General features: G+C 45.2%; 24 protein-coding genes. 18 read left to right on the top strand and 6 right to left on the bottom strand.

The window, feature by feature from the left end; genetic code table 11:
- A complete protein-coding gene (locus KOD92_RS19730; protein ID WP_215235315.1) occupies window positions 1–2,475 on the bottom strand; it encodes a PIG-L family deacetylase in 2,475 nt (824 codons plus the stop codon).
- A gap of 31 nt (window positions 2,476–2,506) precedes the next feature.
- Window positions 2,507–3,133: a 4'-phosphopantetheinyl transferase family protein gene (locus KOD92_RS19725; RefSeq protein ID WP_215235314.1), complete on the bottom strand. Its 627-nt coding sequence runs from the start codon at window positions 3,131–3,133 to the stop codon at window positions 2,507–2,509.
- A gap of 60 nt (window positions 3,134–3,193) precedes the next feature.
- On the opposite strand from KOD92_RS19725, the gene KOD92_RS19720 reads away from it, so the two are divergent.
- The 15 genes from KOD92_RS19720 to KOD92_RS19650 all read left to right on the top strand — a co-directional run bounded on the left by KOD92_RS19720 (window position 3,194) and on the right by KOD92_RS19650 (window position 17,102).
- On the top strand, window positions 3,194–4,909 hold the full coding sequence (locus KOD92_RS19720) for a C45 family autoproteolytic acyltransferase/hydolase (RefSeq protein WP_215235313.1): 1,716 nt from the start codon (window positions 3,194–3,196) through the stop codon (window positions 4,907–4,909).
- Window positions 4,906–6,168 (top strand): phenylacetate--CoA ligase family protein, encoded by a 1,263-nt coding sequence (locus KOD92_RS19715; RefSeq protein ID WP_215235312.1) that lies wholly within the window; start codon window positions 4,906–4,908, stop codon window positions 6,166–6,168. Before KOD92_RS19720 ends, KOD92_RS19715 begins: the two co-directional genes overlap by 4 nt.
- A 33-nt stretch (window positions 6,169–6,201) precedes the next feature.
- On the top strand, window positions 6,202–6,816 hold the full coding sequence (locus KOD92_RS19710) for a hypothetical protein (protein WP_215235311.1): 615 nt from the start codon (window positions 6,202–6,204) through the stop codon (window positions 6,814–6,816).
- Window positions 6,817–6,840: 24 nt separating this feature from the next.
- Window positions 6,841–7,473 (top strand): hypothetical protein, encoded by a 633-nt coding sequence (locus KOD92_RS19705; RefSeq protein WP_215235310.1) that lies wholly within the window; start codon window positions 6,841–6,843, stop codon window positions 7,471–7,473.
- A gap of 133 nt (window positions 7,474–7,606) precedes the next feature.
- Complete coding sequence (locus tag KOD92_RS19700) at window positions 7,607–8,332, top strand: YdcF family protein (protein ID WP_229254765.1); 726 nt, start codon at window positions 7,607–7,609, stop codon at window positions 8,330–8,332.
- 9 nt (window positions 8,333–8,341) lie between these two features.
- Complete coding sequence (locus tag KOD92_RS19695; protein WP_215235309.1) at window positions 8,342–9,406, top strand: methyltransferase; 1,065 nt, start codon at window positions 8,342–8,344, stop codon at window positions 9,404–9,406.
- Between the two features lie 35 nt (window positions 9,407–9,441).
- Window positions 9,442–9,927, top strand: a complete 486-nt coding sequence (locus KOD92_RS19690) for a hypothetical protein (protein WP_215235308.1) — start codon at window positions 9,442–9,444, stop codon at window positions 9,925–9,927.
- Window positions 9,928–9,949: 22 nt separating this feature from the next.
- Entirely contained in the window at window positions 9,950–10,852 is a 903-nt protein-coding gene (locus tag KOD92_RS19685) for a hypothetical protein (RefSeq protein ID WP_215235307.1), read from the top strand.
- A gap of 70 nt (window positions 10,853–10,922) precedes the next feature.
- A complete protein-coding gene (locus KOD92_RS19680; RefSeq protein WP_215235306.1) occupies window positions 10,923–12,065 on the top strand; it encodes a beta-ketoacyl-ACP synthase III in 1,143 nt (380 codons plus the stop codon).
- Window positions 12,066–12,128: 63 nt separating this feature from the next.
- The gene (locus tag KOD92_RS19675) at window positions 12,129–12,527 is read left to right on the top strand and encodes a hypothetical protein (RefSeq protein WP_215235305.1); all 399 of its coding nucleotides are present in this window, start codon (window positions 12,129–12,131) and stop codon (window positions 12,525–12,527) included.
- 4 nt (window positions 12,528–12,531) lie between these two features.
- Window positions 12,532–13,563 carry a BtrH N-terminal domain-containing protein gene (locus KOD92_RS19670; RefSeq protein ID WP_215235304.1) on the top strand — a complete coding sequence of 344 codons (1,032 nt, stop codon included), beginning with the start codon at window positions 12,532–12,534 and terminating at the stop codon, window positions 13,561–13,563.
- Between the two features lie 5 nt (window positions 13,564–13,568).
- Window positions 13,569–14,327 (top strand): ABC transporter ATP-binding protein, encoded by a 759-nt coding sequence (locus tag KOD92_RS19665; RefSeq protein WP_229254784.1) that lies wholly within the window; start codon window positions 13,569–13,571, stop codon window positions 14,325–14,327.
- A 1-nt stretch (window position 14,328) separates the two neighbouring features.
- Window positions 14,329–15,606 (top strand): ABC transporter permease, encoded by a 1,278-nt coding sequence (locus tag KOD92_RS19660; RefSeq protein ID WP_215235303.1) that lies wholly within the window; start codon window positions 14,329–14,331, stop codon window positions 15,604–15,606.
- 30 nt (window positions 15,607–15,636) lie between these two features.
- Window positions 15,637–15,903 carry a phosphopantetheine-binding protein gene (locus tag KOD92_RS19655; protein ID WP_215235302.1) on the top strand — a complete coding sequence of 89 codons (267 nt, stop codon included), beginning with the start codon at window positions 15,637–15,639 and terminating at the stop codon, window positions 15,901–15,903.
- Window positions 15,904–15,905: 2 nt separating this feature from the next.
- On the top strand, window positions 15,906–17,102 hold the full coding sequence (locus KOD92_RS19650; protein ID WP_215235301.1) for a beta-ketoacyl-[acyl-carrier-protein] synthase family protein: 1,197 nt from the start codon (window positions 15,906–15,908) through the stop codon (window positions 17,100–17,102).
- On the opposite strand, the gene scpA is transcribed toward KOD92_RS19650, so the two are convergent.
- Both scpA and KOD92_RS19640 read right to left on the bottom strand, forming a co-directional pair.
- Entirely contained in the window at window positions 17,099–19,243 is a 2,145-nt protein-coding gene (gene scpA, locus KOD92_RS19645; RefSeq protein ID WP_215235300.1) for a methylmalonyl-CoA mutase, read from the bottom strand. The two genes, KOD92_RS19650 and scpA, sit on opposite strands and share 4 nt — an antisense overlap.
- On the bottom strand, window positions 19,240–20,628 hold the full coding sequence (locus tag KOD92_RS19640; protein ID WP_215235299.1) for a methylmalonyl-CoA mutase family protein: 1,389 nt from the start codon (window positions 20,626–20,628) through the stop codon (window positions 19,240–19,242). The genes scpA and KOD92_RS19640 overlap by 4 nt, the downstream gene beginning before the upstream one ends.
- A gap of 237 nt (window positions 20,629–20,865) precedes the next feature.
- Between KOD92_RS19640 and dnaA the strand changes: the two genes are divergently transcribed.
- Both dnaA and KOD92_RS19630 read left to right on the top strand, forming a co-directional pair.
- The gene (gene dnaA, locus KOD92_RS19635; protein ID WP_229254764.1) at window positions 20,866–22,308 is read left to right on the top strand and encodes a chromosomal replication initiator protein DnaA; all 1,443 of its coding nucleotides are present in this window, start codon (window positions 20,866–20,868) and stop codon (window positions 22,306–22,308) included.
- A gap of 48 nt (window positions 22,309–22,356) precedes the next feature.
- Entirely contained in the window at window positions 22,357–23,337 is a 981-nt protein-coding gene (locus KOD92_RS19630) for a GNAT family N-acetyltransferase (protein WP_215235298.1), read from the top strand.
- Here the strand turns inward: KOD92_RS19630 and KOD92_RS19625 are convergent.
- Both KOD92_RS19625 and KOD92_RS19620 read right to left on the bottom strand, forming a co-directional pair.
- Window positions 23,324–24,127: a DUF3108 domain-containing protein gene (locus tag KOD92_RS19625; protein ID WP_215235297.1), complete on the bottom strand. Its 804-nt coding sequence runs from the start codon at window positions 24,125–24,127 to the stop codon at window positions 23,324–23,326. The genes KOD92_RS19630 and KOD92_RS19625 overlap by 14 nt on opposite strands.
- 13 nt (window positions 24,128–24,140) lie before the next feature.
- A complete protein-coding gene (locus KOD92_RS19620) occupies window positions 24,141–25,178 on the bottom strand; it encodes an aminopeptidase (protein ID WP_215235296.1) in 1,038 nt (345 codons plus the stop codon).
- 393 nt (window positions 25,179–25,571) lie between these two features.
- On the opposite strand from KOD92_RS19620, the gene recA reads away from it, so the two are divergent.
- Window positions 25,572–26,639, top strand: coding sequence for a recombinase RecA (gene recA, locus KOD92_RS19615; protein ID WP_215235295.1), 1,068 nt, complete (start codon window positions 25,572–25,574; stop codon window positions 26,637–26,639).
- Window positions 26,640–26,683: the final 44 nt, after the last annotated feature.

Genomic DNA, 26,683 nt, shown 5'->3' with positions numbered 1-26,683 from the left:
CTATTTTTTACCGACGGAGATCATATTCGCGAATAGCCGGTAGGCACCAGTAACGCCTGCCGGCAATTCGCGAAAAAAGGATAGTCCGGTATATATGTAATGTCCTTTTCCATATTTTGCGTACAAAACGCTGCCTTCCTTGGCGCTCTCGGTTTCATCATTTGCCGAAAACAATGCCTGATAATTTTGTTTGTCCCAATCCGCAGCAAAATACAAGCCACGTTCCTGCACCCAGCCTTCGAAATCCTTCTGCGTGATCTTGTTAGGTGTATTCAGCAACGGACTTTCGGGCACTAAGAAACGCATTTCCGCATCTTCCTCCGTTACTCGCTCCCTGCCCAGTTGTATCGGAAATGGCCCGATCTGTTTTACTTTTTGTCCGGGAATCGTGTATTGCACGACCATAGTACCGCCATTTTTCACATAATCCATCAGTTTTGCCTGGTAGTTTGCAAGATAGTCCTCTGTGTTATAAGCACGTACCCCAACTACTATCGCATCGAATTGCCCAAGGTCTTTCGAAAGTCCTGCTGCATTCAGCATAGTGACCTGGCAATCCATCTGGCGCAATGCAGTCGGAACGTCGTCGCCGGCTCCGGCAATGTAACCGATGTTTTTAGCCGTGGTTTTTACATCAATCTTGGCAAGTCTTGCCTCTGAAACGGGGAATATGGTCTGCGATGGAATGTGCCGGTAGGAGATTGTTCTGATCGACCTATCAAACGTTTTTCTGTCGACTATCGCGGTAGCTTTTAAAGAAACCTCCTGATTATCAATAGGTGGAGTGATAATGAAAGAGAAATATTGTTGCTGGTATTTGTTCTCCAATGTAAAGCTGGCAGATTCTGGAACTGATTTCCAGCCCGCCGGGATTTCCGGTTTAACGGTCCCATTCACATTATTCTTTTGTGCCTCCACGACCATAGTAACGGTTTTAGGCTCGGCTGAGGCGAAAATATAAACTGGCTCAACAATGGTTGTGGTTACCGCCGGACGAATTTCAAAAGGCCTGTAAATTTCACCCTCAGCCGGATCAGCGTATTTAAAAATCCACGGTCTCGTGAATGTAAACTGCTGACCGCCAATATCAAAAGTGAAATGGGTAACAGTAGCCGGGCGATTTTCAGGGTAACCGATATCCTGTTGCTTATCGATCTGGAATATGCCTTTTTCAATCGGTTTTTCTAGCCAGTAAGGTTGACTAATCGGCAGATTGTCAGGTAATTTTGCCTTAATAGCGAATGCATTGAGTTCATTCTGGTTCAATGCCAGGTTGACCAGGCTATCCTTTTTATTACCAATCCAACCCAGAGAAACCAGTTTTACAGGAACATCCGACCGTTTTACAACCGAAATATTCACCGCCGCCAGATCGCCCGCAACTGCTGAAAACTCATTTGGATTAGATTCAAACCAGAGCCCGGCACACTGTACGATCAGGTCGCGGACTTCTTCTTTTTTTGCCTTAATATAAATGTTTGCAGTGTCCAGTCGATTCAGTTCTGTGTTGATTTTTAACAGATCAGCGATCGACGCTGATGGTTTATTTACCGAAAAGTTTTTGATGGTCGACGTGATTAGCGCCTGCACTTTTTCACTTCCCTTAATGCGTTTCCAGCTAATATCTACATTGTCGAAAAGACTTTTCTGCGCAGGCTGGCCGACTTTATGTAAAAAGAAATCAATCCGCTCACCTCGTTGTGGCGCACTGCCAAATCCCTGACTTTTATGCTGACTACGACTTTCGGCCGCAATTTCGGTATAAGATTTTCCCAGTATCGGATTGTAACCGCCAATCTCGATCGATATGAACGGCGTTTTTTCCTCCTCAGGTTTTTTGTTGGTAAATCCGGGTGTATAGGTGTTCCAAACCAACCTTTTCGCCTGCCAGGGTTTCACAAATTTCAGCTGATCGGGATATGAATTTGGGTCGGCGGCGAGCTTAAAACCTTCCTCAGCCAAATAGGCGGAGGTTTGGTGATGCCCGTGGCCGGCTCTTGGATCTGGCGGAAAACGGGTGATAATTACATCGGGTTGAAATTTCCGGATCATCCAAACGACGTCGCCCTGCACTTTCTCAGCATCCCAAAAATGCAGCGTTTCATCCTTTGTCTTGGAAAAACCAAAATCGTAGGCCCTCGAAAAAAACTGCTGCGCCCCGTCAATTCTTCTTGCACCGAGCAGCTCCTGCGTTCTGATCACACCGATATTGTAACCTTGTTCCGCACCGATCAGATTCTGGCCTCCGTCGCCGCGGGTCAGTGAAAGGTAGCCGGTCCTAACCATTTGATCCTTTGATAAATAGGAAAGCATCAGCGTATTTTCATCGTCGGGGTGAGCGGCGATGTACAGTACCGAGCCCAGCACATTTAATTTCTTGATATTCTGAAAAATTTCGCTGGAAGAAAGCGAGGGAACTTGGGCAGAAAGGGTAGTGGCAATGAAAAGGAACAGAAAAGTAAAGGATCTGCGCATCGGTGATCGGGTTAGGGAGCTTGCAGTGAAGTTACAGCGTCCAGGTCAAAACGTAATTTTCGAAAGTATCGTAAGCAATATCCAGTCGCTCCAATTCTCTCTGATTTGAAATCAAAACCTCAAACTGACCATTTTGGTTGCGTTCAAAATGGCTAATCGTAAAGTGTTTTTTTAAATCCAGATCCGCATTACCGGCATATTTGAAGGCCGATTCCTTGGCCGACCACATTAAATGCAAAAGCAGATTGTCGGCCGCATCGATCCATTGCTGTTCTTCCGCATTCAAAAAATAGTCAATTCCCTTCGAAATCGACGGTTTCATTTCCTGGATATCCACGCCCACAGATCTGGAATTATTGATATAGACACTCGCATATTCACCTGAATGGGATATAGACAGTTGAATATTACTGTCTGGGATATACGGTTTTCGGTTCGAGTCGTGGCGCACAACCGGCGACGAGCTGATCATTTTTTGAAGTAACAGCCGGCAGGATAACCATTCGATTTTTCTTTTATCTTTTTGAATAGAAGTCAATTTATCCATTTCCGGCGCAGGAAGATCGACCTGGGATGCAAGCTCCTGCCAGGATTCTGTCATGTGCCACATTCCCAGCAGGGCGCCGGGTGCGATGGTTTTTATATAACAGATCCCCATTTATTGTTAATTTTGAATGTAAAACAGCTTGTTCTTATCCGGCTGTGTGATGAACAATTTATGTTGCCCAGAAACAAAGTTCTAAGATCTGCCCTCAAAGCTGTTTCTATTATCCTCCTGGTAATCGGCGTTCTATTTGGCATTTTTCTGTGGCGGATCAATCTGCCGACTCCGAAAATTGAAAGTAATAAAACTCTCGACAGTTACAAGCGCATGCAGCTTGGGAAAGACCATTATGCGGTTGGAAATTGCTGGCTCAGGAAAAATAAGCACGGTATCTGGGAGATGTACCTGGAAGGTGCGCCTTACGAACGCGGGCTGATTTACGGAATTCTTGCAAAGGAATTGATGGAAAAACAGGAAGTTCATTTTGTAGGGCAGATCAATGAGCTCATTCCCAGTTTTGTTTTTTTACAGGTATTGCGCGGATTTGTAGGCTGGTTTAACCGGGATATTTACAAATATATTCCTGATGAAAACCAGCAGGAGATATACGGTGTGTCACAGTCGTTTTCCGATAAATTCAATTACATAGCTCCTAAATATTATCGGATATTAAACTACCATGCGGCCCACGATATTGGACACGCGCTGACGGACATGAATGTAGTTGTCGGCTGCACTTCATTTGCGGTGAATAATGGGCTTTCAAGCGATTCGACGCTGCTTATCGCGCGGAATTTCGATTTTTACATGGGCGATGCTTTCGCCGAGGATAAGCTGATCGTGTTCATGAAGCCGGACAAAGGTTACAGTTTCGCGTCTTACGCCTGGGCCGGGCTCACGGGCGTGGTTTCGGGAATGAATGAAAAGGGCATTACGGTTACATTAAATGCTTCCAAATCGGATATTCCATTTACGGCAAAGGAACCAATATCGATACTTGCGCGCGAAATATTGCAATATGCGGGGACGATTGAAGAGGCTAATCAGATTGCGCAGCGGAGTGAAACTTTCGTGTCGGAATCTCTTTTGATCGGTTCTGCCGCGGATCAAAAGGCGGTGATCATTGAAAAGTCGCCGAAGAAAATGGGTATTTATGAATCGGGGCAGGATTACCTGGTGTGCGCGAATCACTATCAGGGGCCAGCTTTTGTAAAAGATTCGGTCAATATTAAGAATATAGCTAGTTCGGATTCCAAGTCGAGGTTTGACCGGATGAACCAGCTTATGAAACGTTCTTATCCGCTGGATATTAAAGACGCGGCGGCGATACTGAGAGATAAAAATGGCGTGGATGATAAGTTTATCGGTTACGGAAATGCCAAATCATTGAACCAGCTGATCGCGCACCACGGGATTTTATTTAAACCTGAAAAAAAGGAAATGTGGATTTCCACACCACCTTACCAGCTGGGTGAATTTATCCATTATGATCTGAATGCGGTGTTTTCTGGCAAGGGAAAGTTTGGAGAAGGTTCTCAGGGAGTTGATGCAGATCCATTCCTGGAATCGTCTGATTACAAACGTTTTGAAGCATTTAAAAAGACCAGGCAGAAAATTAACAAGTACGTTCTCATGGATATTCCGTTTGACCTGACACAGGCGGCCGAGCATGATTTTGTAGAAAATAATCCCAAAAGCTACGTCACCTATTTATCGCTGGGCGACTATTTCCAGAAAAAAGAAAATTCCAAGAAAGCCCTCATTTATTACCGGGAAGCATTGAAGTTCGACGTTTCGTCCGCCCAGGAAGAGCGCGCTATCAAACGTAAGATTTCCGAAGCCAGCAAAATAAAACACGGACCGTTCTTCTCAAAAAAAGAAACGAAATGAACAAAGTTGCCTACCGCGAAGCGCAGGAGAACCAGCTCAAATATCTTTTATCCTACGTGAGCGACCATTCGCCTTACTACCAGAAAGTGTTCCGCGAACGCGGCGTGGATATTGAAACCATATTGAATATAGAAGATCTGGCGGTGCTGCCTTTTACGACAAAAGACGATCTGGCAGCCGCAAACGATGATTTTCTGTGTGTTCCTAAAAGCCGGATCGCCGACTTTGTAACCACATCCGGCACGTTAAGTGACCCCGTCGCATTCTATCTTACGGACTCCGATATTGAAAGACTGGCGACCAATGAAGCCGCCTCTTTCCGGTGCGCGGGAGGTACGGAGCTGGATATTTACCAGCTTATGACCACGATCGACAGGCGGTTTATGGCAGGACTGGCTTACTGGATGGGCGCGCGGAAAATGGGGGCAGGGATGATCCGGGTAGGACCGGGCGCTCCGTTTCTGCAATGGGAGTCAATCCAGCGATTTTCACCGACTGTAATTATCGCTATTCCTTCTTTTATACCCAGACTGATAGACTACGCTGTCGCAAATGGGATCGACTTCAAATCTTCAACGATAAAATCTATAATCTGTATTGGTGAACCGATCCGTAACCAGGATTTTACCTATAATGAACTGGGGAAAAGGATTACTTCGCAATGGGATGTGAAGCTGTATTCGACCTACGCTTCCACCGAAATGGGCGCTGCATTTACTGAATGCAGCGAAGGTAAGGGCGGTCACCTGAATCCGGATCTGCTCGTTTTGGAGGTGGTAGACGAGCAGGATCGTGCAGTGGCAGAGGGTGTATTGGGCGAAGTGGTGATCACCACATTGGGCGTGGAAGGAATGCCTTTGATCCGGTATCGAACGGGTGATTTGTGTCATGTATATTATAGTCCGTGCGCGTGCGGGCGAACCAGTCCGCGGCTCGGCCCGGTAATGGGCAGGAAGCAGCAAATGATCAAGTTCAAGGGGACTACTATCTTTCCGCCTGCCATTTTTGATGTATTGGATATGGTGAAGGAAATAGAGCTATATCAGGTGGTTGTTTCTAAAAATGAGTTTGGAAATGATGAGATTACGATTCTCCTGGCTTTGCATTTAAATACCGCCGCATTCCGGGAAATGCTGCATTCCCTATTCAAATCCAAGCTCCGTGTGACGCCCCTTTTCGAGTTTATAACCGCTGAAGAACTTACGTTCCGAATCTTCCGCCAGGAAAAACGCAAACCTGAAAAATTGATATATATTTGAACCCTATCATTTTTATAAACTCAATAATAGTCCATGAAAAAGTTCCTTTTTAAGGCCGTAGTGGCCATTTTTGCACTTGGCCTGCATGTTGCGAACGCGCAGCGGGTTGAGCTTCGCTCGGGAGATGTAGGTGTGTTATCCGGTCAGAAAACCATCAATGTCGAGTATGATTATTCCAGTTTCGGAGTAGGTAAGTTTGCGACAGAACAGGAGTATCTTGATAAAAAGGCAGGGGAATATAATTCAAAAGAAGCTGGTAAAGGCGATGCCTGGAAAAAGGCCTGGGTCGACGATCGCAAGAACCGTTTTGAGCCAAAGTTTGAAGAGCTCTTTAACAAAGGTTTAGGTGAAAAAGGGGTGCAGGTAATCCAGTCCCGGCCGGACGCGACTTACACGATGATCGTGCGCACCAAGTTTGTGGAACCGGGTTTTAATGTAGGGGTAATGCGTAAAAATGCTTACGTGGATTACGAGATCGATATTGTTGAATCAAACAATAAATCTACCAAAGTGGCTGAACTCGGTATGCGGAACGTACCTGGATCTATGGCAATGGGAATGGATTTCGATACCGGCGCGCGGCTCGCCGAATCTTATGCAAAAGCAGGAAAAACACTCTCGGCATTTCTGGACAAGAAGCTTAAATAGTAGTTCACTTCAATATCTAACACGATGAAAACGTTGATACTTTTTGCTGTGCTGCTATGTAATGCGGGGGCGGTGTTGGCGGATAATACGATGGCGGACCTGTTCGCCCGAAAAACGAAGCTGGTTTTCCTGGGGCTGGATTTTACGCAGGCTAAATACGTAGGCGCTGTGGGTTTTACGGATCCTACCGCGATCCAGAACCAACATATAGTAAGCTGGAACAATCTGATCGAAATGGAGCCGAAGAAATTCTCACTTCAAAAAGCGTTTAGTCTGGCAGACGATCAATATGTTTCCAGAGTAGAGGATATGGTGAAATTGAACAAATCGGTTAATGTGGCTGAAAATATCACTGAAACGGAACACGCGATTACGGAAGAGCAGGTAAGAAAATCGGTATCAGAATATGCATTGAGCGAAAAGGATGGGGTAGGTGTCGTATATGTGGTAGAAAGTTTGAGTAAAACTGCCGAAAGAATGAGCGCCTGGGTCACGTTCATTGATCTTAAAACACAAAAAGTACTTCACACTGAGCGCGTTGAAGGAAAAGCGGGCGGCTTTGGATTTCGTAACTATTGGGCCGGAGCTGTGTATAAGGTCAATCAGGAGATCGATTCCAGGCTTTATATGAAGTGGCGTAAAGCGTTCAAAGGATAGAAAATAAAGAGAATTGCTTATTTTTAAAACCAGAATTCAATACCGATACCATATCGTTACTTGATAAGCTGTGATCTGCTTGCCGCTTCGGTGAACATTTCACAGCTTACTGTTTAAATTGATAACCTCTATTGTGAAGATCACGACCTTGATCCTTTCGGGTATCCTTTCCTTATTTTTGTCGGGATGTGGCAAAATGCTCTACCGCTCAGCTGAGAAGGAATATCACAAGGGAATGAAGCAGCAACCCTACGATGCGATCGTCGTGCCGGGTTTTCCTTACGACGGTAAAAAGTGGGATATGGTGTTGCAGCTGAGGATCCACTGGGCGCATTACCTATATTCCAAAGGTTATACCAAAAACATAATTTTCTCCGGATCGGCGGTTGCGACGAAGTATATTGAGAGCCGTGTGATGGCCAACTATGCGGAAGCGCTGGGCGTGCCCCGCGAGCATCTTTTTACAGAAGAAAGAGCGCAGCACAGTACCGAAAATATCTATTATTCGTACAGGCTGGCTAAGGATCAGGGTTTTACAAAAATCGCACTCTCTACTGATCCTATTCAGTCGAGCTATATGAAACGGTTTATCAAACGCTTCGAGCTGCCGATCGGGTTATTGCCTACGGTGATCGATACGGTAAAAACGCTTAATTTGTACGAACCAAAAATCGACGTGACCAATGCGATTGCGGAGAATTTTCAGAAGCTTTCCGACAGAGAAAACTTTTTCCAGCGTTTTCAGGGGACAATGGGCAAATACATTGAGTGGCACGAGGAAGATCTGAAAACGAAAAAATTAAGGAGAAAATATAAAGACCGGATGATACCCTCTTCTCCGGAAAATCAGGAACCTTAAACGCAAATAATGAAAAAAGAAATGTCCGCCGTTGAGGCTAAGTATGAAGCACAAAAGATAGCATTCGGGCCGATTTATTTCCAGTCGGTAGTCGCTTTGCGGGACCTGGGGATTTTGCAATTTATCAGCGAAAACAGAAAGGGTGTCGAAATAGACAAGATCGTTGAAAAACTGGAAGCTTCGGAATATAGTATCCATTTGTTGCTGGAAGCGGCGGAGATCCTTGGAGTGATTGAGATAGAGGAAGATAATGTCAGGATCACCAAAGTGGGCTTTTTTCTTCTGAAAGATGAAATGACACGGGTCAACATCAATTTTATGAATGATGTTTGCTACCTGGGCGCCAAGAATATGACCGAAAGTTTCGTCAACGGCAAACCCGAAGGATTGAAAACGCTAGGCGACTGGCCCACGATCTATCAGGGGCTTTCCGTGCTTCCCGAGCCAGCGAAAACATCGTGGTTTGAATTTGATCACTACTATTCAGATAATGCTTTTCCTGAGGCGCTGAAAATTGTTTTCAAGAAAAACCCGAAACAAATTTTTGATATAGGCGGCAATACCGGAAAATGGTCTTTTGCATGTTGCGCACACGATCCAAATGTCAGGATCAAGATACTCGACCTGCCGGTCCAGCTTAGGGTAGCGAAAGCAAATGCGACAAAGAAAAATTTGTTGGAACGCATTGATTTTCATCCGATCGACCTGCTGGATACCACGCAGAGAATTCCGGAGGGAGCGGACGTAATATGGATGAGCCAGTTTCTGGATTGTTTCTCAAAGGAGCAGATTGTTCAGATTCTGGATAATGCATGTCAGGCGGCTTCTGAGGATACGACGATCTTCATTCTGGAACCATTTTTTGATAACCAGAATTATCCTGCTGCACATTACAGTCTGGTAGCGACGTCCCTGTACTTTACTATTATGGCCAACGGTAACAGTAAAATGTACCGGATTGGCGTAATGAAGGAGTTAATCGGGAAGGCGGGCCTGGAAGTCGTCGAAACTTATCCCCTGATCGGAGACAGCTATCATACTATTCTGGAATGCAGGAAAAAGCGGAATGCTTAATCCTTTTTGGAATACTAAACGTAGATAGCAAAGCTATGAGAAGGTCATCGATTGGTTGGTTTTTGTTGTTTCTAATGTTTTCAAATGGTTTCGGAGCGGTTCTGGTTGACAAAAAATCTGTTTACCAAGCACTATCGTCAGGCGAAGAGAAAACGATTGATAAAATGATCTCCCTGCTGGAATCTGAAAAATCTACCGCTCAGAACAGCGCTTACATCGGCGCATTGACGATGAAAAAGGCTGGTTTTTTAAAAGGTGTAAAAGCCAAAGTGAATACCTTCAAAAAAGGGGCGCAGTTGCTGGAAAATGAGATTAAACAAAATCCTGACAAAGTAGAGTTTCGGTTTCTGAGACTAACCATTCAGGAACATGCACCCAACGTTTTGAAATATAATAAGCAGATCGACGAAGACAAGAAAGCAGTAATGGCGGGTTACGCGAGGCTGGATGAAGGATTGAAAGCGATTATAGCAGACTACGCGAAGGATTCGAAAGTCCTGAAAGCTGCTGATTTGAAATAAAAATATTTGTATCGATAGTTAAATGGCGAAAGTACTAGTTGTTAATTACTCGCAATCCGGACAGTTGCATGAGATCATCGATAATTTTTTAGCACCTTTTGATCCCTCACAAGTTGAGAGAATAATAATAAAGCCGGTAAAGCCCATAAACTTTCCCTGGACAAGTGAGGTGTTTTATGACACCATGCCGGAATGTGTTTTAGAGGAACCAATTCGATTAGAGCCCATTAACTACGGTTGGGATAAGTACGATATCATTGTGATCGGCTATCAACCCTGGTTCCTTTCCCCATCATTACCCATCACGTCACTTTTGCAAGATCCTGAGTTCCAGAGGAAATTGAACGGAACTCCGGTTGTGACCATTATAGGTGGGCGAAATATGTGGCTAAATTCTCAGGAAAGCATTAAGAAATACATTCGTGAAGCCGGCGGTACTTTGGTTGGGAATATTCCATTAATGGATCGCGAGCCGAACCTGATCAGTGTGCTCACTATTTTCCACTGGATGTTGACGGGCCGCAAGGAGCGGAAATGGAATCTGCTGCCCGTTCCGGGAGTAGGTCAAAGCGATATTGACGGTGCGGGCCGATTTGGTTTAATTGTGAATAATGCGCTCAAAACCAATGACTTCGGCAATCTGCAAAAACAGATATTATCTTTGGGGCTTATTGAGATTCCTACCGACATCTGGTTTATCGAAATGCGCGGGAAGAAGATTTTTAAGATATGGGCAGGACTGATCAAGAAAAAAGGAACAACACCGGAGAAGCGAAAATTTTTCGTCAATTTGTTTAAATATTACTTATTAATAGCTCTTTTTGTAGCATCTCCTATCATATTGACGTTCTATTTCGTTTTGATAGCGCCTTTTATGCAAAGTAAAATAAAGAAGGAAAAGGAGTATTTTTACGGAGTCGCTTAGTCGAAGAATTTTACACATTTTGTAGATATAACAGAGCCATCACTTATTAGAGTCAATACTTACCAGTACAATGTCAGAAGCATACATTACCAGAGCTGCTAAATTTCTTCCGAATGAATCCGTACCCAATGAGGAAATGGAGCAGTATTTAGGATTTATAAACGGCAAACCCTCTAAGTCAAAATCAATCGTTTTAAGGAATAACAGGATCAAGAGCCGATATTACGCCTACACGAGGGACGGAGAGCCGACACACACCAACGCCGAAATGGCCGCACTCGCAGTGAAAGGTCTTTTTGCATCCGATCCTGAGAAAATCAAAAATGTTGACTTGCTGAGTTGCGGAACGTCCAGTCCGGATCAGATCATGCCTTCTCACGGGGTAATGATCCACGGGTGGTTGCCTGAAACGGGTATGATCGAAGTGGTTTCACCATCCGGTGTGTGCTGTGCAGGTATGCATGCGCTGAAATATGCCTACATGTCCATTAAGTTGAAAGATAAGAAAATGGCTGTTGCTGCGGCTTCTGAGCGGTTTTCGCCTTCTTTGCGTGCTGGGCAGTTTGAGGAGGAAGTGCAGCAGCTGATCCGCCTGGAACAAAATCCATATGTATCTTTTGACAAGGATTTCCTGCGCTGGATGCTTTCCGATGGCGCTGGTGCATTCCTGATCGAAGGCGAACCCAACCCGAATGGACCGTCTCTTAAAATTGAATGGATTGAGGGTTGCTCATTTGCTAACGAAGAGGAAGCGTGTATGTATATGGGTGCGCACAAGCAGGAAGACGGAACTTTGAAGAGCTACAAGGATTTCTCCAATGAGGAAATTCTTGAAAAGTCAATTTTCAGCATTAAGCAGGATGTCAAGCTGTTAAGTGAAAAAATTGTAAAGCTTGGGTTTTCAAACCTTAAAAGTATATTGCTTGAAAAGGGGGTGACGATGGATGACGTCGATTATTTCCTTCCGCACATTTCCTCTTACTTTTTTGAGAGTAAAATAGAAGATACCTTGAATGAAAATGGAATTCCCGTGCCCAAGGAGAAATGGTTTACGAATCTGGCGTCGGCGGGAAATGTGGGAGCGGCATCTATTTACATGATGGTTGAAGAGATATTTAACTGCGGATTGCTTAAAAAGGGCGAAAAGATTCTGTTAGCAGTTCCTGAAAGTTCGAGGTTCTCATATATGTTCTGTTTGCTGACAGTTTGCTAAAATATATTTTTATTAACTTGGTGTATTAGTCCTACCAAATTTCTGTTTTGAAATCTTGTCGACATGAAAAAGGAAGATTTGCCACAGGAGCCCGGCGCACTTTCCAGGTTGACCCGGGAAGTCTGTTACGTCAAAAATGAAGATGGGAAGTACGAAACTGCATTGAGCGACGGCTGGAATGTGAAAAAGGATGCACTCGACAGTGCCTGGGTTGAAGTGAATGAGCGGATTGAAGAAGCAAGGAAAGCAGTAATGAATGGCGAAAAAAGCCCGATTTACTATTTTATGGAATTGAGATTAATGGACGTGGGAGTACTTTCAGGTTATACGGGAAATTTTACCTTCTTCACGAAAAGACATTTTAAACCTTCTGTTTTCAAAGATCTCAGCGAACGTCAATTGGCCAAATACGCCAGTGCCTTCGACATTACTGTAAGTGAGTTGAAAAATTTTAAAGGTTGAAACAGTGAATATTGATAGCACGACTGATGCATTTCATCATGTACAGACAGCGCATTGCGAAAATGGCGTTACCACAGCACTGCTTCAGTATCACGGCCTGGATTTTATGACCGAACCACTCGCATTCGGAATGGGATCGGGTCTTTTTTATATTCAAATTCCTTTTCTGACTATTAATAACGGTCCTGCTATTTCATTCAGAACCATGCCGGGGGCGATATTTAAAAGAACTTGTAAATCGCTTGGAGTAGAAGTTACCCGCAAAAAATTTTCTAATCCGGTTGCGGCGGAAGCTTTTTTAGATCAAAAAGTAAAAGAAGGCGTGCCCGTAGGTTGCCAGGTCGGCGTATTTCACCTGACTTATTTCCCCAAAGAATACCGTTTTCACTTCAATGCGCACAACCTGATCGTTTATGGAAGTGAAGACAATCGCTATATGATAAGCGATCCGGTTATGGAAGACGTTACCTCACTTTCACGCGAAGAACTGACCCGCGTGCGATTTGCGCAAGGGCCGCTTGCTCCAAAGGGACATATTTACTTTCCCGAAAGCGTAAAGAAGATTTCTGAGGACACGATCCGGAAGGGAATTGTGAAAGGTATTAACCGCAATGTGCGTGATATGCTGCGAATTCCGGGAAATTTCGCGGGCGTGGACGGGATCAGGCATACTGCCGGTCACATCCGGAAATGGCGGGATAAATTGGGGCTGAAAAAAGCCAGCTTATATCTCGGCCAGATCGTTCGCATGCAGGAAGAGATCGGCACGGGCGGCGGAGGATTCCGGTTTCTATACGGTGCATTTCTGGAAGAGGCTGCTGCTTACATGCAGGATGACAGGCTGTTACAAGTTTCAGAAGATTTTACCAAAGCCGGGGATATGTGGAGAGCCAGTGCGATCAAAATGGCCGGCGTTTATAAAGGTCGCCTCACCGAACAGAAAGATTTTGAAGAGATTGCCGATATGCTCGTGGATATTCGTCTCGTAGAAAAGGAAGCATTTCAAAAGCTTTCCAGATTTAACCTCGGGAAGTGAACAGGATGATGGAATCAGGCGGTCGGGTGTGTATTGAAATTCAGCATGTTTCGAAAAAATACAAAGGTGCTCAGGAAAGTAGCCTCTCGGACGTTTCCCTGAATATCTTAACTGGTGACGTATTTGGTTTGCTGGGGCCAAACGGTGCGGGAAAAACCACATTAATATCCATTCTCTGCGGCATTGTGCCCGCTACTTCCGGCGATATCAGTTTTTATGTCGACGGTCAATCACTATCTGAATCTCAGCGAAAATCCAGGATCGGCTTCGTCCCGCAGGAATACGCATTTTACCAGGAATTGAGCCCGCGCCAGAATCTTGACTATTTCGGGGCGATGTATAATATTCCCAAAACCAAACTGGAAGAGCGGCGGGAGTATCTGCTCCAAGTACTGGGCCTTGCGAAAGCGGCTGATAATAAGGTTGAGACGTTTTCGGGCGGGATGAAACGGCGGGTGAATTTAGCGATCGGCATTATTCATGAGCCGGCGATTTTATTTCTCGACGAACCTACAGTAGGCGTCGACGTGCAAAGCAGAAATGCGATTATTCGGTATCTGCAATCGGTAAATGAAACTGGCACTACTATTATTTATACTTCCCACCACATGTCGGAAGCGGAGGAGTTCTGCAAAAATATCGCGTTGATAGATCATGGTAAGGTTATTGCTAAAGGAGAGATACAGGCGCTGAAAACTGAGCACCATGTAGCCAGCCTGCAATCATTATTTATCAACCTGACCGGAGACGCCTACAGGGACTAGGATGTTCAAATTATTTTCCTCACTTCGTAAAGAATTTTTACTGCTTATCAACGATAAGACGGGTTTGGCCCTGATGTTTTTGATGCCGCTTTTGCTTGTCTTTATCATTACGATCATCCAGGATAGCGCCTATAAAATGGTGAACGAAAACCAGATTCCGTTGCTGGTAGTTAACCATGACAAGGGTGGGGAAGGTCATAAGCTGGTAAAAGCGCTTAAAAGCTCCTCCCTTTTCAAGATCGATAGCCAGGATCAGATCCCACAACAATCTTTACGTTCCGAGCTGCTTGCGAGAGGCAAGATGATCGCGTTATTTATCCCGGAAAAATTTTCGGCCGGGCTGGAAAGCAATGCAGGGGACGTGAGCAATATACTTATGGACGATCTTGGACTTGAATACGATTCTATCGGAAAAGAAAAGGTCGATATGCCCAGGCTGTCTTTTTACCACGATCCCGTTTTACAGGATAATTACAGCCAGTCGGTGATGGGTATTGTGCAGTCGTACATGAGCATGATCGAAAACTCACTAATGATCGATAGAATGTATGCGAATATGGACCTGGGTGACAAATCAGAGGTATTGAAGAAAAAAATGATCTTGAACCGGGTGAAGATCGATCAGATTGTCGCCAGCAATAATAACTCGACTGCATTACCTAATTCAACCCAGCATAATGTACCAGCGTGGACGATATTCGCGATGTTTTTTATGGTTGTTTCTCTGGGCAGTAATATTGTAAAGGAGCGGGTAAATGGCAGCTTCCTGCGTTTGAAGACTATGCCGACTACATTTATGCTGGTCATGTTTAGTAAAATGGCTATTTACGTAATTGTGGCTGTTTTTCAGGTGGCACTCACTTTCTCAATGGGTATCTGGATACTGCCTAAGCTCGGACTTCCGACGTTATCGGTACCTGATAATTTTCTTGCATTAATAGCAGTTGTATTTGTAAGTAGCATGGCCGCAGTTAGTTACGCCCTTATGATCGGCGCTTTCTCCAAAACAGAACAGCAGGCCAACGGCTTCGGCGCTATATCCATTATCATTTTCGGCGCGATCGGCGGAATCCTGGTGCCGACGTTTGTCATGCCGGGATTTATGCAGTATGCGAGCAACTTTTCGCCGCTCCACTGGTGCCTGGAAGGATTTTATGTATTGTTTTTAAAAGGAGGAAGCTGGAAAGAGCTTGGGCTGGTATTTTCTTTTTTAGGGATTTTTATACTGATTTGCCAGCTCGCGACATATTTTAAACTCAGGCTCGAAAGAATTATTTAAGTTTGGCCTCCGCAGCATTTAACTACTCATATGGACATAATAAGTTTGAAGCCCATTTTAAAAGGGCAGATTGTACAGTATCTTAATTTATTGGACGTCAATCCGGAAGATATCAAGGACGATGAACCGCTATTCGGCGGTGATTTGGGATTGGATTCGATTGATTCTCTGGAACTTGTCGTGCTGTTGGAAAGAGAATATGGTATTAAAATCAAAAATCCGGCAGAGGGCAGAAAGATTCTGATTGACGTTAACCACATGGCGGAATATATTCTTGCCAATACAAAAGTTGCCTGATCATGGGAAGAGTCCTGGTTACCGGAATGGGCATTATCTCTGCCATTGGAGAAAATCTCTCTCAAAACCATGAGAGCCTTCGCGCCGGGCGTACTGGAATAGGAGACGCAACCTACTTTGAATCGCAATATGCCTCCAAGCTTCCGTTTGGGGAATGCCGCATTTCCAATGATAAATTGAAAGCCTTACTTGGCCTGGAAGACAGCCTTGGGTATACCAGAACCTGTCTGCTGGCCAGCAAGGCATTCGAAGAGGCAATCCAGGATGCCGGTCTCACGAGAGAACAACTTTCTGACGCCAATACTGCTTTTATCTCGGCAAGTACCGTCGGAGGAATGTGCCTTACCGACCAGCTTTACGACGATGCGAATATGAAATCCAGCGGTTCGGAATACCTGGATGCGTACGGATGTTCCGCACATACACTTAGGCTGGTGGACAGATATCAGATCAGCGGATTTACAGACACGATCAATACCGCTTGTTCTTCTTCGGCAAATGCCATTATGCTTGGCGCGAGATTGATTAAAACCGGCCGGGCGAAGCGGGTAATCGTCGGGGGGGTTGATAGCCTTGCAAAATATACGGTCAATGGTTTCAATGCACTAAAAATCCTTTCTGAATCGGCCTGTAAGCCTTTTGATGAGAACCGCGACGGGTTGAACCTGGGCGAGGGAGCCGCATATCTTGTACTAGAATCTGAGGAATGCGCCGCTGGTAAAAAAGTTTATGCAGAAATGTTGGGTTACGGCAATGCAAATGACGCGTACCACCCTTCCGCAATGTCGGACGAAGCAATAGGCGCGATTCGCTGCATGAAAGAGGCGATTACGATGGCGGGAATTGGCTCTGAAGAGATTGATTATGTCAATGCGCACGGCACGGGCACTAATAATAATGACGACGTTGAGCTGTTTGGTTTGCATGAGCTGTTTGGGGAAATACCGCCGTTCAATTCAACCAAATCGTTTACCGGACATACGCTTGGTGCGGCGGGTGCCGTAGAGGCGATTTACAGTATTCTCAGCATTCTCCACTCCGAACTTTATCCGAGTCTGAATATCACTAATCCCGTGAGAACATTCGATACGGCGCCTTTGATGGAATTCGAAGCGAACCGCCCGATACGGTACGCGCTTTCCAACTCATTCGGTTTCGGTGGAAACTGCACTTCTCTCGTTTTTGGGCGTTCTAATTAATGCTCCTGCATCAGATCAGTAAGGATCTTTTGTGCAGCTACTGAAATAATCGTCCCCGGTCCGAAAATACCCTTCACACCCGCATCGTACAAAAACTGATAATCCTGAGGGGGAATCACGCCGCCGGCAATCACCATAATATCAGCCCTGCCAATCACTTTAAGGGCATCGATCAGTTCGGGGATCAGCGTTTTGTGTCCCGCAGCGAGGCTGGAAGCGCCGATCACGTGCACATCATTTTCGGCAGCCTGTTGCGCCACTTCTTGTGGGGTTTGAAAAAGGGGGCCAATATCCACGTCGAAGCCCAGGTCGGCAAAACTGGTGGCAATCACCTTCGCTCCTCTGTCGTGACCATCCTGACCCATCTTAGCCACCAATATCCGCGGGCGGCGACCTTCTATATCTGCAAAATGATCTGAAAGCTCTCGTGCAGCTTTAAAATGCTCATTGTCTGAGGCTTCCGCCTGATATACCCCTGAAATTGACCTGATCGTAGACTTATACCTCCCGAATTCTTTCTCCATCGCTTCTGAAATTTCACCTAATGTAGCCCTGGCCCGGGCTGCATTGATTGCCAGCGCAAGCAGGTTAGTGTCCATATTTTTTCCGCCGCTGCTCTTGCAAGCATTCGTAATCGCTTCCAGTGCCGCTGCTACTTCCCTGCTATCCCGTTGCGCACGAATACGGCTCAATGCATCAATTTGAGATTGTCTTACTGCTTGATTATCAATTTGCAGCAATTCAATCGCATCTTCTTCGTCAACCCTGAATTTATTTACACCCACAATAATATCCTTTCCTGAATCAATCCGTGCCTGTTTCCGGGCAGCAGCTTCTTCAATACGCATTTTCGGCAAACCAGCTTCGATCGCTTTGGTCATTCCGCCGATCTGCTCCACTTCCTCGATTAACTGCCACGCTTTTTTTACCAGTTCATCCGTCAAAAATTCTACATAATATGAACCTCCCCAAGGATCGACGAAATGACAGATATCCGTTTCGTATTGGAGAAAAAGCTGCGTATTCCGGGCAATGCGGGCTGAAAAATCGGTGGGCAAAGCCATTGCTTCATCCAGTGAATTCGTGTGTAAAGATTGCGTATGCCCCAGCACCGCTGCCAGCGCCTCTACGGTTGTCCGGGCTACATTATTGTACGGATCCTGCGCGGTAAGGCTATATCCGCTGGTCTGGCAATGCGTGCGCAGCGCCATAGATTTTTCATTTTTAGGATCAAATTGCTTGACGATTTTTGACCATAATAGTCTTGCAGCGCGCATTTTAGCAATTTCCATAAAATGGTTCATCCCTATTCCCCAGAAAAAGGACAGCCTCGGCGCGAAATCATCTATATCAATTCCTGCGGCAATGCCCGTTCTGATATATTCCAGTCCATCGGCCAGCGTGTAAGCCAGTTCCAGATGTGCCGGCGCGCCCGCTTCGTGCATGTGGTAACCGCTGATACTGATCGAGTTGAAACGTGGCATGAACTGCGATGTGTAAGCAAATATATCGCCCACAATCCGCATGGAAGGCGCAGGTGGATATATATAGGTATTGCGAACCATGAATTCCTTCAAAATATCATTCTGGATCGTACCTGATAACAGTTCTTTCGAAACGCCCTGTTCTTCCGCCGCTACAATAAAAAATGCTGTTATCGGGATCACAGCGCCATTCATGGTCATGGAAACAGACATTTGATCGAGCGGTATCTGATCAAAAAGCATTTTAATATCCTCCACGGAATCGATCGCAACCCCGGCTTTTCCTACATCGCCGGTAACCCTGGGATGATCCGAGTCGTAGCCGCGGTGCGTAGCCAGGTCAAATGCAACTGACAGCCCTTTTTGGCCGGCTGCCAGATTTCGTTTGTAAAAAGCATTGGATTCGGAGGCGGTCGAAAACCCTGCATATTGGCGAATAGTCCACGGGCGATCGAGATACATGCTGGCGTAGGGGCCCCGGAGAAATGGGGGAGTACCTGCGCCGAACGAAATATGTTCCGAACCTGAGATATCGTTGGCAGTAAACTGGCTCGGCAGGCGAATTCCTTCGCGTGTTGTCGCAAGTTTCCCATTGCTTTTTTTGGTGGAAACAGAAGTAAACTTTTGCTCAGGAATATTCTTAAAATCCGGCTTCATAATGCTTGTTGCTGATTTTTAAAACATTCGGATAGTCGAAGATCCGTCAAAAAAGGCGACGTGCCGGTTTGCGCCATATTGCCGCTATTGCCCGGGTTAGAAACCGTTTCGGGCTCTGTAAAACGATTCAGGCCTACCATTACTTTCGTCCCATTCAAATCATTGATCTTTTTATCCAGAGATTCCCTAAGTTCTTTTTGAACAAAACCATTTTCAAAACAACTGAGTAGTCCACCCTTTCCTTCCACTTCGATAAATAGCTCCCAGGCTGCTGCGGAAAGTTGTTGAGACAGCATTTCGATACTAAAAGATCCGGCGGCAGGATCGGCGACCAGGTCGAGATATCCTTCAAAAGAAAGTACGGAAGAAGTGTTTCTCGCGATCCGGTCAGAAAGCGGGGCTGGCCTGGATAAATGATCCTGAAACCCGCTGACTGTCAATGCGTCGCATCCGCCAATCACCGCACTCATTGCCTCCGAGCTCGTGCGGATCAGATTTGTGTAACTCGCGCTGTCTGAATGATAAAAGTGTGAAGTTTGCGTATGTATGTATGTGCCTGCTTGCCCGTCGGGAATCTGGTAGGCGAGCGTGATTTTGTTTATTAAGTGCCTCAGCGCACGTAGCTTGGCAATCTCAGTCAGGTAGGAAGTGCCAATTGAAACAGAAAAGAATATTTCATGAAATGCCTGCGCGGCAGAAAAACCGGCATTGGTCAGGAGATCCATATAGGTAACCGCGCAGGAAAGTGTAAAGGCAAGTTCCTGAACGGGATCTGCACCATTATTATGGTAAATATGCGATTCAACCATAACCGAACGAAAGCCTGGCAACCGTAAGGTATCTCCACTCAAACCGACCACAGAACTCAGAAATGGTTCGAACGAGGCGCCGGTCCGCATCCGGTTTGCAATAGGATCAAATGCAATTCCACCTTTTAATTGATAACCAGTATTCCCCGACAGCCGCTGAAAGAGCTCGTGCGCGGGCTGGGTACTTTTAAAGAAAAAAGTATGATCGCTCAGACGAATATCTTTAAACAATCTCAAAAAATCATGTGCGGAAAGCATATTGCCGCCCAGCTCGATCCATGCACCGTCTCCACCGGAACTAAGCGCATTTTTGATTTCAGTATTGGTATTTGTAGTATCCTCAAACCGGATGCTGGGAAGATTGAGCCAGCCGGGAACAGATTTCTGACATTGCTGCATCGCTGATATTTGCTCCAAATTCAGATCTTGGGCGGTGCTATACGCTTCTACTGAAATTGCGCCTGCAACGTTGTATTTCGATGACAAATCGAATTTCTCCTTCAATTCTCTCTGCGCCTGTTTCTCCCAGACAGCCTTATCCGCCGGCGCGAAATCTGCAAAAAGTGAGCTGGGCATAGTCGGTTTGGCTTAGGGAAAAAGTGAGCGATATGAGCAAATCTACAAATTTGAACCCATACTTTTTGGTCAGATACTATACGTAAAATAAAACCGCAGCGGCCGATTTTTTAATCCGTCGGTTTTTATCAATTGGCTTGGAGTTCGGGCATAATGGTATTAAATTGAACCCTGGACCAATCTTGACAGATCAGGTATTTTTATATCTTTGCCGTCCCTTAAACAAAAATCTGAGTCTTGGTTAATTACACATTGGAAAGAGTTAACACACATACAGAAGTGGACCACGTCTGGAATGCCTGTCTGAGGATCGTTCAGCAGCACATTCCTGACGAAAGTTTTAAGACGTGGTTCGAGCCGATCCGGCCGCTGCGACTGTATGGAAAAGTGCTCACTATCCAGGTTCCGAGCCAGTTTTTTTATGAGTGGCTGGAAGATAATTACGTGAACCTGCTCCGGAAAGCGCTGGATTATGCGATCGGACGCGACGGGATGCTGGAATATTCGATCATTGTCGATAAGGGAAACGACAAGCACCAGCCGCTGACCATGAACGTGTCGACACCTAAGTCGCCAAACTATTCTAAGCCGGATAATTTTGCTACCGACCCGCGCATGGGCTCGAATCACAAGACCAAGGACCAGGATTCAATGAACCTGGACACTTATCTTAACCCGAATTACTCATTTGATAATTTTATCGAGGGGGACTGTAACAGGCTCGCTCGCTCGGCCGGCTTTGCAGTTGCGCAACGTCCTGGTCTGACGTCGTTTAACCCATTGATGATGTACGGTGGGGTAGGGTTGGGCAAAACGCATTTGGTACAGGCCATCGGAAATTACATTATGAACCACTATGAAAATAAGCTGGTACTGTATGTGTCTTCCGAAAAATTTACGAACCAGTTTATTAATTCGATAAAAAATAATACCCTGCAGGACTTCACTGATTTCTATATGAAAGTGGATGTACTGGCCATTGATGATGTTCAGTTTTTGTCAGGAAAAGAAAAAACGCAGGATACCTTCTTTCATATCTTCAACCATTTGCACCAGCTCGGAAAGCAGATCATCATGACGAGCGACCGGCCTCCGCGAGAGCTGCAGGGCTTGCAGGATCGTTTGCTTTCACGCTTTAAATGGGGACTTACCGCCGATTTGCAGGCACCGGACTACGAAACCCGGATCGCGATCATTCAGAAAAAGATCCAGTCGGAAGGTATTTATATTGATTACGATGTGATTGAATACATCGCACACAGTGTTAATTCCAATGTAAGGGAGTTAGAGGGTGTGATCGTTTCATTAATGGCCCAGGCTTCGCTTACGCGTCGGGAAATCGATGTGGAGCTGGCGAAGAATACGCTGAAAAATATCGTCATGAATGAAAATAAGGAAGTCACTATTGATACGATTCAAGAAGTGATCGCCGATTATTTTCAGGTAACGATTGCAGACCTTAAAAGTAAAAGTCGCAAAAAAGAAGTGGTGTACCCACGGCAGCTGGCAATGTTCCTTGCCAAAGAATATACAGATCTTCCTTTGAAGTCAATCGGGTACCATTTTGGTGGCCGCGATCACAGTACAGTCATCCATTCTATACAAAGTATCAACCTGCTGATGGACGAAACGCCGGACGTGGAAGAAACTTTACAGAAGCTTCGCAGTTACTTTAAGTAGCATCTTACGTCTAAAGGGTCAGGAATATTCACACTTGACTCTGAAACGTTGGTCCCGATCCTATTAAACCGCAATGAAATTAACGATGCAGCCTGGAACAGACTTGTAGAAAAGTCCACGCAAAGCATTATTTACGCCTTCACTTTTTACCTCGATCTGGTATGCGCCGACTGGAAGGCGCTCGTCTGGTCTTCCGCGGGCGAATATGAGACCATTATGCCGCTGCCGGTGCGCCGGAAATGGGGCTTTGAAATTATTTACCAGCCGCATTTTTGCCAGTATCTGGGTGTTTTTTCTCAAAGGCCAGTTACTGCCGAAGAGATCACTGCTTTCCTGGCTCAGCTCAATAAGCATTACCGCTACATATCGGCTTATCATTTTAATCCCGATAATCATGAAGTATTGCGTTCTCAGCTTAGTCAGATTGCAGGTATCGAAGTTGAGGAGCAGGAAACACATTGGCTTCCTCTGGATCAGCAATATGAGAAAATAGCAAATGGCTATTCCAGGGACCGCGTGCGGAATTTAAAGCGCTCGGAGAAGTCCAGGTGGCGTTATTCGGTCAGTAACCATATTCATCCGCTGATTTTTCTTTTTGTAAATCACCACGCACGCCGGATCCCCGGAGGTGTTAGCCACGCTTCATATCAGACGCTGGAAGCGCTATTTAAAAGTCTGAGCCGAATGCAATGCTGCGATCTGTGGTATGCGCATCGGGACGGGGTTATTCACGCGGGTATCCTGATGATCCGGTTCAGGGGAAAAGCTGTGTTTCTGTTTAATGCGGCCGATGAAATTGGCAGGAAAGATAATGCGAGGACATTTTTGTTGGATAGCTATATCAAGCTACACGCAGAGAGCGATTTGATCTTCGACTTCGAAAGTCCGATGAAAAGCTCCATCGCATCTTTTTATAAGAGTTTTGGTAGCACTACCGTGCCTTTCTGGAAGATATCCAAGAACCGATTGCCGTTTCCGCTCAGGCAGATACAGCATTGGAGAAAACGGAATAAACTCAGAACCAGGTGATTTCTTTACGCAAACCTCTGTATGATTTCAAGTCCATTTCCAACGAGCCGATTTTAAGTTCTACCTCGGCTTTTACAGGTATCTTATTGGAATCATCTGTAACCCAGAGTCGCATTGCCCCTTCATCCTTGAAAAACTTATTGGTAGGAATCAATGGGTTAATTCTCAAAACGCGTGTTTTTCCGAATTTGGTTTTGATCACATCTTTGCCCACATATCTGACGCGCAGTTTATAAACTTCTCCGTCGAAAAAAGTAGGTACTTCAATAATTTCGCCTTCGGATACTTTTTCGAAGTTGACGGTACGCAAAAAGAAGTAGCCGCTGATAATATCGTGTATATTATTGGGAACCGCAAAAGTTTTCGTTTCGTCCTTTACGCTGGATACAGCCTGATCTCTCTGGTGATTGAACATCACCTTTTCCTCTTTTTTATACTTGTTTTCCTGAATTTGCCGCTCAAACATTTGTGGCAAAATAGCCGTAGTATCAATATAGGAACGCCAGGTATCTCTAACCTTGGAGATCAGATCAAATGCGCCCACAGTTCGGCCGGTTACATTCACGCGGTAACAGGGGCGGCTATTAATCATCGAGATATTCTTAGAAATCTCGACTTTTGCCTCGGCTGCATTGATAAATCCGTAGTGGACGCGGTATTCAACACGCTCCCCCGTACCAAAACTTTTGTTGGACACTACTCGGTTTTCGGCAGATTCTCCTTCCATTTGACGGAAAGAAAATAAAAACAATAAGATTGAAGCGGCTAATATCGAAATGGCTATCTTCATACTAATCAGGTTATTACATAGAGGGGTACTGCTTTTTTAAATATTGCAGGTAAGCTTTCAGGTCGCCCGCGAACTTGCTTTCAAACTCTTTCAAAAATATTTCTTGCTTCGATTTATAAGTCAGGTAACTGATAAAGTATGCATTGTTAGGCAGTTTATCGTCGGCAAGTCGTTTTTTTGTTGTTAACGTTTGGGTCCCCGAAAGAAGTGTGTCCGTGTCATCAATGATCTGTCTGATCAACTGCTTCTTCAAAGTATCCTTCCGGGCATCCGCAGCTTTTTCATTTCCAAATGTTTTGTATAAACTATCAAGTCGCACCGTCCCGCGCAGCATGTGCTGCGAATAGGCGTCGTTATATTTTTTCGAATATTCATAAGTCCGCATTTCGGGAGATTCAGCTCCATATTTATATTTCAAAAACCGGATCGCGCCCTGGTCCCCGACGAAACTTGCCAGGTTCTCATTCAGTTCAAGATTGTTTTTGACAAAAAGTGTACCATGCGTAAGCTCGTGCAGGATCAGATTTGCCAGGCTGCCGTCCTTCCTTTTCAGCATACTGGAAAGGATCGGATCTTTCAGGTAGCCCAACGTCGACCACGCAGAAACGTCCCCGATATCCGTATCCAGCCCTTTTTTCATCAGCTCCTTTTCCTCGGAAACTGCTCTGGTAGAATCGAAAAAGCCTTTGTAAGGAAAAGTCCCGACGATAGGGAAGTGCCACTCGTGAGGTTCAATTTTGTATCTCTCAGAAGCGGTGATCAGCCAGATCAGCGGACGACCGTGCTGGTTGTAAAAAGTAGTATAGTTTTCAGATGGTTCAAGACCAAGCGAATCCACACCAAATTGCTTGATTTCCTGTATCAAACGGATCCTTCTTTTGAGAGAGTCGGGGAAATTCTGATCGGACAGGATATCGTCTACCTTCTCTACATTCATCAAAATACTGATCTGTCCGCGCGCCTGCATGAAGCCGTAAGAGAGTACATCGTAATAAAAGATACTCAGCAACAGAATGACAGCCAGCAAGGCCAGTAATATCTTCTTAATCAATGGAAGCGTATTTTTTCAAGATTGTTAATGTAAAAAGGCCAGCTTTAACCGGCCTCAGCGGCGCAAATCTAGTTAAAAGCTGCGAGCCGGTAACATATCAATAAAATAAGTGATTTTTCGGATACATATCATGGATCTGAGGTAAACACGCGACTTGCTTTACCTTAAAATCAATGAAATTAACCATTTGAAAACTAGCAATTTGCCTGACTGTTAGCTAACGATTTAGGAATGAGCTTTAAGCCATAAAAAGCATCATTTTTTGCCGAATACTACATTGCTTTGTGCTCTGAATTTACTAAATTTACAATTAGAAAAAGACCAGTTTTCAAGCGGTTTTTGTACTGCAAAAGCCGCTTTTTCTATGTACAAACTAACTTTTTGTCACCATTTATGGCACAACCAATTTCCGATAAGGACAACAAACTAAAAGCATTACAGACCACACTTGAAAAGCTGGACAAAACTTATGGTAAAGGCACAGTAATGCGCCTGAGCGACAGTAAGGTTTTGGATATTCCGGTTATCTCTACAGGGTCGCTCGGGCTTGACCTGGCATTAGGAGTAGGAGGCGTGCCGAGAGGTCGCGTCGTTGAGATATATGGCCCGGAATCTTCGGGTAAAACAACGCTGTCCATGCATTGCATTGCAGAGGCACAAAAGAAAGGCGGCCTGGCAGCATTTATCGATGCAGAGCACGCTTTTGACAGGGCGTATGCTGAAAAGCTTGGTATTGATACAAGTAATCTGCTGATCTCCCAGCCTGACAATGGCGAGCAAGCACTTGAAATCGCAGAACATCTGATCAGCAGCGGGGCTGTGGATATTATCGTAATTGACTCCGTTGCAGCACTTGTTCCAAGAGCAGAGCTTGAAGGTGAAATGGGTGAAAGCAAGATGGGTTTGCAGGCAAGATTAATGTCGCAGGCCCTTCGCAAGCTGACCGGCGTCATTAACAAAACCGGTTGCTGCTGTATATTCATCAACCAGTTGAGAGAAAAAATCGGTGTGATGTTCGGGAACCCTGAAACGACTACCGGTGGTAATGCACTGAAATACTATGCTTCGGTGCGTCTGGATATTCGCCGCGTCGGACAGATCAAAGAAAGCGCTGACCAGATTCTGGGTAACCGTACCCGTGTGAAAGTGGTGAAAAATAAAGTCGCGCCTCCGTTTAAAGTGGTAGAGTTCGACATTATGTATGGTGAAGGTATTTCTAAAGTAGGTGAAGTAATTGACCTTGCTGTGGAACTGGAAATCGTTAAGAAAGCCGGTTCATGGTTTAGCTATGATGGAAACAGGCTAGGACAGGGCAGGGATGCGGTTAAAACGCTTTTGAAAGACAATCCTGAGCTGCTGGACGAACTGGAAGCCAAAGTGCGTGGGAAAGTCAATAATGAACCTGATGCATTGATTGATACCAGTGAGCCAAACATCGTAGACGAAGGAGCACCATTATAAGTTAAGATTATTGTAAAATGAAAATGCCCTGCTTTAAAACAGGG

The sequence above is a fragment of the Dyadobacter linearis genome (genome assembly GCF_907165045.1).
GTDB lineage: Bacteria > Bacteroidota > Bacteroidia > Cytophagales > Spirosomataceae > Dyadobacter > Dyadobacter linearis.
Note: the sequence above shows the minus strand (reverse complement) of the source record. Positions and strands in the feature narration are given on the sequence as shown.

Coding starts and splice junctions, on each gene's coding strand:
- KOD92_RS19730 (WP_215235315.1), bottom strand. CDS start 2,475: ATGCGCAGATCCTTTACTTTTCTGTTCCTTTTCATTGCCACTACCCTT.
- KOD92_RS19725 (WP_215235314.1), bottom strand. CDS start 3,133: ATGGGGATCTGTTATATAAAAACCATCGCACCCGGCGCCCTGCTGGGA.
- KOD92_RS19720 (WP_215235313.1), top strand. CDS start 3,194: ATGTTGCCCAGAAACAAAGTTCTAAGATCTGCCCTCAAAGCTGTTTCT.
- KOD92_RS19715 (WP_215235312.1), top strand. CDS start 4,906: ATGAACAAAGTTGCCTACCGCGAAGCGCAGGAGAACCAGCTCAAATAT.
- KOD92_RS19710 (WP_215235311.1), top strand. CDS start 6,202: ATGAAAAAGTTCCTTTTTAAGGCCGTAGTGGCCATTTTTGCACTTGGC.
- KOD92_RS19705 (WP_215235310.1), top strand. CDS start 6,841: ATGAAAACGTTGATACTTTTTGCTGTGCTGCTATGTAATGCGGGGGCG.
- KOD92_RS19695 (WP_215235309.1), top strand. CDS start 8,342: ATGAAAAAAGAAATGTCCGCCGTTGAGGCTAAGTATGAAGCACAAAAG.
- KOD92_RS19690 (WP_215235308.1), top strand. CDS start 9,442: ATGAGAAGGTCATCGATTGGTTGGTTTTTGTTGTTTCTAATGTTTTCA.
- KOD92_RS19685 (WP_215235307.1), top strand. CDS start 9,950: ATGGCGAAAGTACTAGTTGTTAATTACTCGCAATCCGGACAGTTGCAT.
- KOD92_RS19680 (WP_215235306.1), top strand. CDS start 10,923: ATGTCAGAAGCATACATTACCAGAGCTGCTAAATTTCTTCCGAATGAA.
- KOD92_RS19675 (WP_215235305.1), top strand. CDS start 12,129: ATGAAAAAGGAAGATTTGCCACAGGAGCCCGGCGCACTTTCCAGGTTG.
- KOD92_RS19665 (WP_229254784.1), top strand. CDS start 13,569: ATGATGGAATCAGGCGGTCGGGTGTGTATTGAAATTCAGCATGTTTCG.
- KOD92_RS19660 (WP_215235303.1), top strand. CDS start 14,329: ATGTTCAAATTATTTTCCTCACTTCGTAAAGAATTTTTACTGCTTATC.
- KOD92_RS19655 (WP_215235302.1), top strand. CDS start 15,637: ATGGACATAATAAGTTTGAAGCCCATTTTAAAAGGGCAGATTGTACAG.
- KOD92_RS19650 (WP_215235301.1), top strand. CDS start 15,906: ATGGGAAGAGTCCTGGTTACCGGAATGGGCATTATCTCTGCCATTGGA.
- scpA (WP_215235300.1), bottom strand. CDS start 19,243: ATGAAGCCGGATTTTAAGAATATTCCTGAGCAAAAGTTTACTTCTGTT.
- KOD92_RS19640 (WP_215235299.1), bottom strand. CDS start 20,628: ATGCCCAGCTCACTTTTTGCAGATTTCGCGCCGGCGGATAAGGCTGTC.
- KOD92_RS19625 (WP_215235297.1), bottom strand. CDS start 24,127: ATGAAGATAGCCATTTCGATATTAGCCGCTTCAATCTTATTGTTTTTA.
- recA (WP_215235295.1), top strand. CDS start 25,572: ATGGCACAACCAATTTCCGATAAGGACAACAAACTAAAAGCATTACAG.